At 70.9% G+C, this 9,641-nt stretch carries 10 protein-coding genes and 1 pseudogene; 6 read left to right on the top strand and 5 right to left on the bottom strand.

From position 1 onward, the window contains the following. Positions 1-244 (bottom strand): annotated as a pseudogene (locus MRBLMG1_RS30430) (hypothetical protein); the annotation flags it as partial. Further along, positions 244-933, bottom strand: a complete 690-nt coding sequence (locus tag MRBLMG1_RS30425; RefSeq protein WP_367827373.1) for an RNA polymerase sigma factor — start codon at positions 931-933, stop codon at positions 244-246. The gene MRBLMG1_RS30425 and the pseudogene MRBLMG1_RS30430, both read right to left, overlap by 1 nt. A 418-nt stretch (positions 934-1,351) precedes the next feature. Here MRBLMG1_RS30425 and MRBLMG1_RS30420 point away from each other — a divergent pair, with 418 nt between their 5' ends. Continuing rightward, entirely contained in the window at positions 1,352-2,095 is a 744-nt protein-coding gene (locus MRBLMG1_RS30420; protein WP_367827372.1) for a Clp protease N-terminal domain-containing protein, read from the top strand. Between the two features lie 65 nt (positions 2,096-2,160). Here the strand turns inward: MRBLMG1_RS30420 and MRBLMG1_RS30415 are convergent, their stop codons facing one another. The 3 genes from MRBLMG1_RS30415 to MRBLMG1_RS30405 form a co-directional block, all read right to left on the bottom strand. Beyond that, positions 2,161-2,721 carry a hypothetical protein gene (locus tag MRBLMG1_RS30415; RefSeq protein ID WP_367827371.1) on the bottom strand — a complete coding sequence of 187 codons (561 nt, stop codon included), beginning with the start codon at positions 2,719-2,721 and terminating at the stop codon, positions 2,161-2,163. 66 nt (positions 2,722-2,787) lie between these two features. Continuing rightward, on the bottom strand, positions 2,788-3,429 hold the full coding sequence (locus MRBLMG1_RS30410; RefSeq protein ID WP_367827370.1) for a DUF4328 domain-containing protein: 642 nt from the start codon (positions 3,427-3,429) through the stop codon (positions 2,788-2,790). A gap of 88 nt (positions 3,430-3,517) precedes the next feature. After that, a complete protein-coding gene (locus tag MRBLMG1_RS30405; protein ID WP_414721683.1) occupies positions 3,518-5,161 on the bottom strand; it encodes a beta-N-acetylhexosaminidase in 1,644 nt (547 codons plus the stop codon). 173 nt (positions 5,162-5,334) lie between these two features. Here MRBLMG1_RS30405 and MRBLMG1_RS30400 point away from each other — a divergent pair, with 173 nt between their 5' ends. From MRBLMG1_RS30400 to MRBLMG1_RS30380, 5 genes are all read left to right on the top strand, one after another. Beyond that, a complete protein-coding gene (locus MRBLMG1_RS30400) occupies positions 5,335-5,952 on the top strand; it encodes a 2-oxo-4-hydroxy-4-carboxy-5-ureidoimidazoline decarboxylase (protein WP_367827368.1) in 618 nt (205 codons plus the stop codon). A gap of 192 nt (positions 5,953-6,144) precedes the next feature. Then, positions 6,145-6,525 (top strand): succinate dehydrogenase, cytochrome b556 subunit, encoded by a 381-nt coding sequence (sdhC, locus tag MRBLMG1_RS30395; RefSeq protein WP_015035721.1) that lies wholly within the window; start codon positions 6,145-6,147, stop codon positions 6,523-6,525. An 8-nt stretch (positions 6,526-6,533) separates the two neighbouring features. Continuing rightward, complete coding sequence (locus MRBLMG1_RS30390) at positions 6,534-7,010, top strand: succinate dehydrogenase hydrophobic membrane anchor subunit (protein WP_017239712.1); 477 nt, start codon at positions 6,534-6,536, stop codon at positions 7,008-7,010. A 25-nt stretch (positions 7,011-7,035) separates the two neighbouring features. After that, positions 7,036-8,790 (top strand): succinate dehydrogenase flavoprotein subunit, encoded by a 1,755-nt coding sequence (sdhA, locus tag MRBLMG1_RS30385; protein WP_329282205.1) that lies wholly within the window; start codon positions 7,036-7,038, stop codon positions 8,788-8,790. Continuing rightward, positions 8,790-9,548 (top strand): succinate dehydrogenase iron-sulfur subunit, encoded by a 759-nt coding sequence (locus tag MRBLMG1_RS30380; protein ID WP_041130880.1) that lies wholly within the window; start codon positions 8,790-8,792, stop codon positions 9,546-9,548. Before sdhA ends, MRBLMG1_RS30380 begins: the two co-directional genes overlap by 1 nt. Positions 9,549-9,641: the final 93 nt, after the last annotated feature.

The raw sequence follows: 9,641 nt of genomic DNA, 5'->3' as shown, positions 1-9,641 counted from the left end.
CCCCGGCGGGGGTGGCGGCGGCGCGGGCGGCGGTGGCCGCGCGGAAGGCCGCGAGGGCCGCCGCCTCACCCGGGAGTTCGGTGCCCGCGACCGGGGCCGCGGCCTGGGCGCGTGCCGCGCCGAGGGCCGCGGAGAGACGTTCCGCCTGGCCGCGCGCGTGGTCGTCGGCGGCATCGACCGGCTCGCCCCGGAGCAACTGCTCCGCGGCGTCCTGATCGAGCCACTGGTACCCCTCGTCGGCCATCACATGTCCTTCTGCGTACGCGGACGTGATTGCGTCACACCGCCGGGGGCCACGGGCCCCGGCCCGCGGCCGCGTTGCGGAGGGACACCGTCCAGCGGGACGACCGTCCCGCCCGCCTCTTCCGACCCGTCCGTCACGCCGTCGACCCCGAGGAGCTCGGCGAGTTTCTTGAGGCCCCGGTGTGCGGCCGTGCGGACCGCGCCGGGGCGTTTACCCAGGGTGTCGGCGGCGCTCTTGGCGTCCAGGCCGACGACGACGCGCAGCACGACGGCCTCGGCCTGGTCCTGCGGGAGCTGGGCGATCAGTCGCATGGTGTGGCCGGTGGCCAGCGCCTCCAGGGCCTCGCCCGCAGTGTCGGAGTCGGCGGGCTTGTCCGTCAGTTCGGTCTCGTCGCCGCCGGACGCGGGGCGTCGGCCGCGCATCCGGATGTGGTCGAGGGCGCGGTTGCGTGCGATCCGGGCGGCCCAGCCGCGGAAGCGGTCGGCGTCGCCGTCGAACCGGTCGAGGTCGCGCGCGATCTGGAGCCACGACTCCGAGGCGACGTCCTCCGCGTCGGCTTCGCCGACCAGTGTCCGTATGTAGCCGAGCAACCGGGGGTGCACGGCGCGATACACAGTCCGGAACGCGTTCTCGTCCCCGTCCTGCGCAGCGTGCACCGCGGCCGTCAGCTCCGCGTCGTCCCCCAGCACTCCCCAAACCCTGTTCGTCGGTCGCGTCGGTCGCGGCGCCGCGGCTGGTCACGACCGCCACACTGCCTCGCGCATCTGCACGCTACGTCGTGTCGCGGCATCGCGTCCACGCGGTCCGGGGCCTTTGTACAACTTGCAACCTTCAGCGGCCCCTCAGGGGGTACGTACGCGTGCACGTGCGGTGTGACAGAAAACGCACCCGTGGCGCTGTATGGATTACGGAGCCGTGCTGCGGCTCCGTGGATGACGACCGGGGCCTCTCCTGTGGGGGGTGGCGGCCCCGGTCGTCTCCCTTTTCCCTCCTCTTTCCTTCACTTTCCCTCCCTTTCGCGGCCCGTCTCCGCCCTTGGGCACACTGCACCCTCTCCACTGTCAACCGTCCGTTGACAGTCAGGGGGTGTCAACCTAAGGTTGCCTCATGACGAATCCAGTCGGCCTGAATGTCCCCGTCCGTCTCGACGAGCTCATCGAAGCGATCAAGAAGGTCCACCCCGACGCGCTGGAACAGCTCTCCGGCGCCGTCATCGCGGCGGACCACCTCGGCGATGTCGCCGACCACCTCATCGGCCACTTCGTGGACCAGGCCCGGCGCTCCGGCGCCTCCTGGACCGACATCGGCCGCAGCATGGGCGTCACCCGCCAGGCGGCCCAGAAGCGTTTCGTCCCCAAGGAACCGGACGCGGAGAAGATGGACCCGAACGCCGGGTTCAGCCGCTTCACCCCCCGGGCGCGGAACGTCGTCATGGCCGCCCAGAACGAGGCCACGGCCGCCCGCAACGCCGAGACCCTCCCGGCGCACCTGGCCCTCGGCCTGCTCGCCGAACCCGAGGGGCTCGCGGCGCGCTGGATCATCGCGCAGGGCGTGACCCTCGACCGGGTCCGCGAGGCCGTCACGGCGACCCTGCCGCCGGCCGCCGCCGAGGTGCCCGCGCTGATCCCGTACGACGCTGCGGCGAAGAAGGTCCTGGAGCTGACGTTCCGCGAGGCCCTGCGCCTCGGCCACAACTACGTCGGCACCGAGCACATCCTGCTGGCCCTCCTGGAGCACGAGGACGGCGAGGGCGTGCTGAGCGGTCTCGGCCTGGACAAGGCCACGGCGGAGCGGGAGATCGCGGAGACCATCGCCTCGATCGCGATCAAGGCGCCGGAGCCGTCGGAGTAGCTGCCGCCCAGGCGGCACGGCCGGAGCAAAGGCCGCTCAGGCGGTACGGCCGGAGGAGCGGCCGCTCAGGCGGTGCGGGCCCGGCGCGAGACGACCGCGCGCAGCACCCGGCCGCCCTCGACGGAGAGTTCGCGCGCCCGGCGCAGTCCGGTCGGGCCGTGGGCGACCGATTCGAGGACGGCCTGCTGCCGGCGGAGCTCCCCGGCGAGCAGCGGGCCCGCGCCGTCGGCGTCCCCTGCCCGGCAGCGGTCGACGAGGCCGTCGGGCACCCCGGCGGCGTCGAACCCGCCGTGCAGGGCGAGGGCGGTGACGGAGCATCCGCCGGCCCAGGCGCGCAGGGTCTCGACCGCCCAGGCGGCCGGGGCCTGCGCCAGCATCCCGTGGACGGCCGCGGCGTCCGGCGTACCGTCGGCGTCGAGCTCCACGCGGGCCTTGGCGACGGCCTCGCCCCAGGCCGCTCCGTCGCCGCGGGCGACGGCCGCCCACACCGGCCGCAGGGCGTCGCCCGCGTCGGGGGCGAGCAGCGGCAGGCAGCGGTCCAGGCAGGCGAGGCCGGCCGCGGCCAGCCCTCGCTCGTCGGCCCCGTCGATCAGTTCCAGCAGGCTCCGGCCGTTCCCCGACGTCATGGACGCCTCCTCGCCACCCGATGCGGACGCAGTACTTCCACTACTGCGCCGGGGGGCGCCTTTTCGTCACTGCGCGGCCGGAATCATGCCAGTGGCCTTGGTGTGCTGCATAGAGGTCAGACGCCGGACGAAAAGGACGGCGAGGACGGCGGCGACGGCGTCGAGGGCATAGCCCACGAGGGACCACTGCGTCGCCATGACCCACGTCTCGGCGGTTTCCGCCGTCTTGTACATCTGGCCGGAGACCCAGTTGACCAGCGTGCCCACGACCCAGCACGTCCACCAGCCGTTGAGCAGCCGCAGCTCGCCCCTGCCGTCGGCGGCGTACGGCTCCCAGCGGCTGGCCCGCCAGATCCCGACGGCGATCGACCGCGGGATCCAGAGGTTTCCGAACGGGATGAACCAGCAGCCGACGGCGTACCCCGGCGTACGGGTGTGCAGGTCGGGGGCCCAGATCTCGGCGTTCCTCCGCAGCCGGTGGAACCACATGACGAAGACGGTCGCGGTCGCCAGGAACACCAGGAAGGAGAGGCCGTAGACGATGACCCGGTCCAACGGTCCGAGTGCGTCCGCCTCGTACGGGACCGCCTCCTCGGCCAGCAGGTCGCGGACGTCGAACGCGCCGAGCAGGGCGTCGAAGACGATGTTCGCCGCGAGCAGGACCACGACCGCTTTCGCCAGGCCGTTCGGATTCTTGAGTGCGAGCAACGGATTCCCCCCAAGGAACGCGCGGCGGCCGGGTGGCCGCCGCCGGGGGAACGTACGCGATCCGCGGCGACCGCGTCCACGGAGATCCTCAGCGCACCTTCGCCACGAGCACCTTGAACTGCTCCCAGGTCAGGGGCGGTTTCTCCGGGTCCCACACCTTCTGGGCGAGGGCCGCGAGGGGCAGCCGGATGCCGGCCGCCACCTGGGCCTGGGTCTGGGCGCGCGACAGGTCGCACCACACCGCGAACCGGCCGCCGAGGATCTGGGCGTCGTACTTGGCCGGCACGGGGGTGGAGCCGCGCAGGACGCGCGGGGTCCACTGCTCGTAGATCCGGCGGCCGGTGGGGTACGGGAAGCGGTTGGGCTCGCCCAGGATGTAGTAGAGGTAGTCGTCGTTGAGGTTGACGAGCTTGCGGCCCGCGCTGAGGTACGAGACGGGCAGCCGGGCGCCGATCTCGCGGCCCGTCCAGTACTCGACCTCCAGGTCCTCGGCCGGGCTCACCACCCCGCCGGTGAAGAAGCCGTCGTTCCAGGCCTTGAGGGTCTTGCCGGTGGGCCGGACGACGGCCGCGCGGTCGTTGAGCCAGCCGGTGGCGAGGTCCTGGACGCGGCCGGAGGGCCCGTACTTCGCGACCGCGGCCCGCGCCAGCTTCGGGTAGCTCGCCTCGGGGTTCTTCGCCATGAGGGCGACGTACTCGTCGGCCCCGAGGTGCCAGTACGCCCCCGGGAAGAGCCCGGTGTACTCGCGCAGCAGCTCGTCGACGATCTTCGCCGCGGCCGGGTTCGAGATGTCGACGGTCCCGCGCGGGGTGCGGCCGCTCGCGCTGACGAGCTGGAGGCCGGGGTGGGCGGCGATGACGGCGCCGAGGTGTCCGGGCGAGTCGATCTCGGGGATCACCGTGATGTGGCGGCTCGCCGCGAGCGCGAGGATCCGCCGCACCTCGGCCTTGGTGAGGTGCTGGGCGGAGACGATCTCGGGGTGGCTGTCGGACTGGATCCGGAAGCCCTGGTCGTCGGAGAAGTGCAGGCCGAGCTGGTTGAGCTTGAGGTCGCCCATCTCCCGGACGCGGTCCTCCAGCCAGGCGGCCGTGAAGTACTTGCGGGCTATGTCCACCATGAGTCCGCGCTGCGGCTTCGCGGGCCGGTCGGTGACGGTCCCCTCGGGCATGGCACCGGTGGCCTTCACGGACTGCTTGAGGGTGCGGGTGCCGTAGAAGACCCCGGCCTCGTCGGGGCCGCTGATCCGCACCCGGTCGCCCCGGACGGTGAGGGAGTACGACTCGGGGGCGCCCGACCCGCCCAGGGCCAGCTCGACGTCCCCGGGTCCGGCGGCGACGGCTCCCCGGTACGGGATGCCGAGCTCCCCCGCGATCAGCTTCCCCTCGTCGGCGAGACCCGCGCTGCCGGCGGCGATGACGACCCCGCCGGTGGTCCCCGGCTTCCAGCCGGGTCCGCGGGCGGGCTCGTGGGCGCGGACGGCGGGGACGGTCCGCGGCGCGCTGGAGAGGGGGTAGGTCTTGGTCGGCGTCGGCGTCGGCGTCGGCGTCGGCGTCGGCGTGGGGCTGGGCGGCGGGGCGCTCGTGGGCGCCGCGCTCGCGGACCCGCCCGTGGAGGACGGGCCGGAAGGCCCTGCCGGGGATCCGCCGGAGCAGGCCGCCACGGTGGCCAGTGCCACCGCGGTCGCCATCAGCGCTGGGCCCCGGTGGGAGCCCCGAAGGGAGTACCGCATCATTCGGAATCCTCCCGTACGGATGCCGGTCCGGCCAATCGGGGGACGGAGCGGGGGGTCCCGGCCCGGTTTCCCCGGCGGACCGGAATGCGTTCGTCCATCACATGTTCCGAAACTCTCCCTTCCGGGTGAAATTCGCGCATCCGTCGGACACTTCCCTCATCCCGTCGATAACGTTGCGTCACGCCCACCCCACCCGTCCCGGAGTACCGGAGCCCACGCTGACCAGCGACACGCACGCCCCCTGCCGGAAACCGGGCTCCGCGGACACGCCTGCGATACCTGCCCAGCAGACCCACCCCCGGCACACGGGCGGTCTCGTCGGATTCAACGCGGCCACGCCCGCCGAGGCCGAGGCCCTGCTGCTCTCCTGCTGCCACAGCCACCGCTGGGCCGAACGCGTGGCGGCGCACCGCCCGTACCCGACGGTGGACGCCCTGCTCGCCGCCGCCGACGAGGCCGGATACGACCTGTCGCGGGCCGAACTGGACACGGCCCTGGCCGCCGAGTCCTCCGCCCCGCCGCACCCCGGGGCCCCGCCGGCGGCGCGGACGGCGCTGCGGGCGGCCCACGCCGCGTACGAGAGCAGCTTCGGACACGCGTTCGTGATCAGCCTCGACGGAGTGCGTCCCGGGGAGCGGCTCGACCAGGTCCTGGCCGGAATCCGGTCACGTCTCGGCAACGAACCGGAGGAGGAACGGGTCATCGCCGCCGACGAACTGCGTCGGCTCGCCCGCGCCCGACTGGCGTTCCGGCTGGCCGAGGGGCTCACACCGCGACACTCCGAGCCGTGAATCCGTCCGGAATGCGTCGATTCCGGCCCGTGCGATAGTCCGTCCGTGCCTGTTTGATCACACCTATGGACCCCGCGCGAGCGAACCGACAAGTCGTCGCTACGATGACCGGGGCCGGTGGACCGTACCCGGCCGGGCCAGACCGACAGAGAAGCCGGCCGGCCCTGATCCCCGCTCCCGGAGGGTTTTTCCGTGCCGGCTGGAACGCTGTACCGCGGCCGGGAAGGAATGTGGAGCTGGGTGGCTCATCGAGTCACCGGCGTCCTCATCTTCTTCTTCCTGTTCGTACACGTGCTGGACACCGCTCTCGTCCGCGTCTCTCCCGAGGCGTACGACGAGGTGGTCGCGACCTACAAGACGCCGATCGTCGCTCTTCTGGAGTACGGCCTCGTCGCCGCCATCCTCTTCCACGCGCTGAACGGCCTCCGGGTCATCGCCGTGGACTTCTGGTCCAAGGGCCCGCGCTACCAGAAGCAGATGCTCTGGACCGTCGTGGGCATCTGGGTCGTGCTGATGGCGGGCTCGCTGTACCCCGTCCTCGGCCACGCCGCACGTGAACTGTTCGGGAGCTGACGCCACTCATGTCCGCTGACACCTCCGCCGCGATCGGCCCCGTCGAGGGCGGCTCCCACTACGACGTGGAGAACCCCGCGCCGTACATCGAGGCCCCCCGCAAGCGCACGGGCAAGACCCCGCGCGCGACGCGCGGCAACTTCGAGATGGCCGCGTGGCTCTTCATGCGCCTCTCGGGCGTGGTCCTCGTCGTCCTGGTCCTCGGCCACCTGCTGATCCAGCTCTTCCTGGACGGCGGCGTCTCCAAGATCGGCTTCGCCTTCGTGGCCGGCCGCTGGGCGTCCCCGTTCTGGCAGGTCTGGGACCTGCTGATGCTCTGGCTCGCCATGCTGCACGGCGCCAACGGCCTCCGTACCGTCATCAACGACTACGCGGAGCGGGCCAACACGCGCCTGTGGCTCAAGGGCCTGCTGTACACCGCCACGGTGTTCACCATCCTTCTGGGCACGCTGGTGATCTTCACCTTCGACCCGAACATCCGCTAGGCACGGGGCTGAGGTAATCCACGTCATGAAGATCCACAAGTACGACACCGTCATCGTCGGCGCCGGTGGCGCCGGCATGCGCGCGGCCATCGAGTCGACGAAGCGCAGCCGCACCGCCGTCCTGACGAAGCTCTACCCCACCCGCTCCCACACGGGCGCGGCGCAGGGCGGCATGGCCGCCGCGCTGGCGAACGTGGAGGAGGACAACTGGGAGTGGCACACCTTCGACACGGTCAAGGGCGGTGACTACCTGGTCGACCAGGACGCCGCCGAGATCCTGGCGAAGGAGGCCATCGACGCCGTCCTCGACCTGGAGAAGATGGGCCTGCCGTTCAACCGGACCCCGAACGGCACCATCGACCAGCGCCGCTTCGGCGGTCACTCGCGCAACCACGGCGAGGCCCCGGTCCGCCGGTCCTGCTACGCCGCGGACCGCACCGGCCACATGATCCTCCAGACGCTGTACCAGAACTGCGTCAAGGAGGGCGTGGAGTTCTTCAACGAGTTCTACGTCCTGGACCAGCTGATCACCGAGGTCGACGGCGTCAAGAAGTCCGCCGGTGTGGTCGCGTACGAGCTGGCCACCGGCGAGATCCACATCTTCCAGGCCAAGGCCGTGATCTACGCGTCCGGCGGCACCGGCAAGTTCTTCAAGGTGACGTCCAACGCGCACACCCTGACCGGTGACGGCCAGGCCGCCTGCTACCGCCGCGGCCTGCCCCTGGAGGACATGGAGTTCTTCCAGTTCCACCCGACGGGCATCTGGCGCATGGGCATCCTGCTGACGGAGGGCGCCCGCGGTGAGGGCGGCATCCTCCGCAACAAGGACGGCGAGCGCTTCATGGAGAAGTACGCGCCGGTCATGAAGGACCTCGCGTCCCGTGACGTCGTGTCCCGCTCCATCTACACGGAGATCCGCGAGGGCCGCGGCTGCGGTCCCGAGGGCGACCACGTCTACCTGGACCTGACGCACCTTCCGCCGGAGCAGCTCGACGCCAAGCTCCCGGACATCACCGAGTTCGCCCGTACGTACCTCGGCATCGAGCCGTACACGGACCCGATCCCGATCCAGCCCACCGCGCACTACGCCATGGGCGGCATCCCGACCAACGTCGAGGGTGAGGTCCTGGCGGACAACACCACCGTCGTCCCTGGCCTGTACGCGGCCGGCGAGGTCGCCTGTGTCTCCGTGCACGGCGCCAACCGCCTCGGCACCAACTCGCTGCTGGACATCAACGTCTTCGGCAAGCGGTCCGGCATCGCCGCCGCCGAGTACTCCGCCAAGCACGACTACGTCGAGCTGCCGGAGAACCCGGAGTCCCTCGTCGTCGCCACGATCGAGAAGCTGCGCAACTCCACGGGCAACGAGCGGGTGGCCGACATCCGCCGTGAGCTCCAGGAGACGATGGACGCCAACGTGATGGTGTTCCGTACGGAGCAGACCATCAAGACGGCCGTCGAGAAGATCGCCGAGCTGCGCGAGCGCTACGAGAACGTGTCCATCCAGGACAAGGGCAAGCGCTTCAACACGGACCTCCTGGAGGCCATCGAGCTGGGCAACCTGCTCGAACTGGCCGAGGTCATGGCCGTCTCGGCCCTGGCGCGCAAGGAGTCCCGCGGCGGTCACTACCGCGAGGACTACCCGAACCGCGACGACGTCAACTTCATGCGCCACACCATGGCGTACCGCGAGGTCGGCGAGGACGGCTCCGAGACCGTCCGTCTCGACTACAAGCCGGTCGTGACGACCCGCTACCAGCCGATGGAGCGTAAGTACTGATGGCTACCCCCGTACTGGACAAGGTCGAGGCGGAGTCCGCCGCCTCCCCGTACATCACGGTCACGATGCGGATCCGCCGCTTCAACCCCGAGGTGTCGGACGCCGCGGTCTGGGAGGACTTCCAGATCGAGATCGACCCGAAGGAGCGTGTGCTCGACGCCCTCCACAAGATCAAGTGGGACGTCGACGGCACGCTGACCTTCCGTCGCTCGTGCGCGCACGGCATCTGCGGCTCGGACGCGATGCGGATCAACGGCAAGAACAGGCTCGCCTGCAAGACGCTGATCAAGGACATCAACCCCGAGAAGCCGATCACGGTCGAGGCCATCAAGGGCCTGACGGTGCTCAAGGACCTCGTGGTCGACATGGAGCCGTTCTTCCAGGCGTACCGGGACGTCATGCCGTTCCTGGTCACCAAGGGCAACGAGCCGACCCGCGAGCGCCTGCAGTCCGCCGAGGACCGCGAGCGCTTCGACGACACCACCAAGTGCATCCTGTGCGCCGCGTGCACGTCGTCCTGCCCGGTCTTCTGGAACGACGGCCAGTACTTCGGTCCGGCCGCGATCGTCAACGCGCACCGCTTCATCTTCGACTCGCGTGACGAGGCGGGCGAGCAGCGCCTGGAGATCCTGAACGACAAGGACGGCGTGTGGCGCTGCCGCACCACGTTCAACTGCACGGACGCGTGCCCGCGTGGCATCGAGGTCACGAAGGCCATCCAGGAAGTGAAGCGCGCGCTGATCACGCGACGTTTCTGACCTCCGGTGTGGCGGGAAAGCCCGCTTCTGTACGCTGCGGCGTGCAGAAGCGGGCTTTTCCCTTGCCCGCGTCGTAGTGGAGAGCGGGGACTG

It is taken from the genome of Streptomyces sp. LMG1-1-1.1 (genome assembly GCF_040815545.1).
In the GTDB taxonomy this organism is placed as follows: Bacteria; Actinomycetota; Actinomycetes; order Streptomycetales; family Streptomycetaceae; genus Streptomyces.
The sequence above is the reverse complement of the archived record's forward strand: the minus strand, read 5'-3'. Positions and strand labels throughout refer to the sequence as shown.

Coding starts and splice junctions, on each gene's coding strand:
- MRBLMG1_RS30420 (WP_367827372.1), top strand. CDS start 1,352: ATGACGAATCCAGTCGGCCTGAATGTCCCCGTCCGTCTCGACGAGCTC.
- MRBLMG1_RS30415 (WP_367827371.1), bottom strand. CDS start 2,721: ATGACGTCGGGGAACGGCCGGAGCCTGCTGGAACTGATCGACGGGGCC.
- MRBLMG1_RS30405 (WP_414721683.1), bottom strand. CDS start 5,161: ATGATGCGGTACTCCCTTCGGGGCTCCCACCGGGGCCCAGCGCTGATG.
- MRBLMG1_RS30390 (WP_017239712.1), top strand. CDS start 6,534: ATGTCCGCTGACACCTCCGCCGCGATCGGCCCCGTCGAGGGCGGCTCC.
- sdhA (WP_329282205.1), top strand. CDS start 7,036: ATGAAGATCCACAAGTACGACACCGTCATCGTCGGCGCCGGTGGCGCC.
- MRBLMG1_RS30380 (WP_041130880.1), top strand. CDS start 8,790: ATGGCTACCCCCGTACTGGACAAGGTCGAGGCGGAGTCCGCCGCCTCC.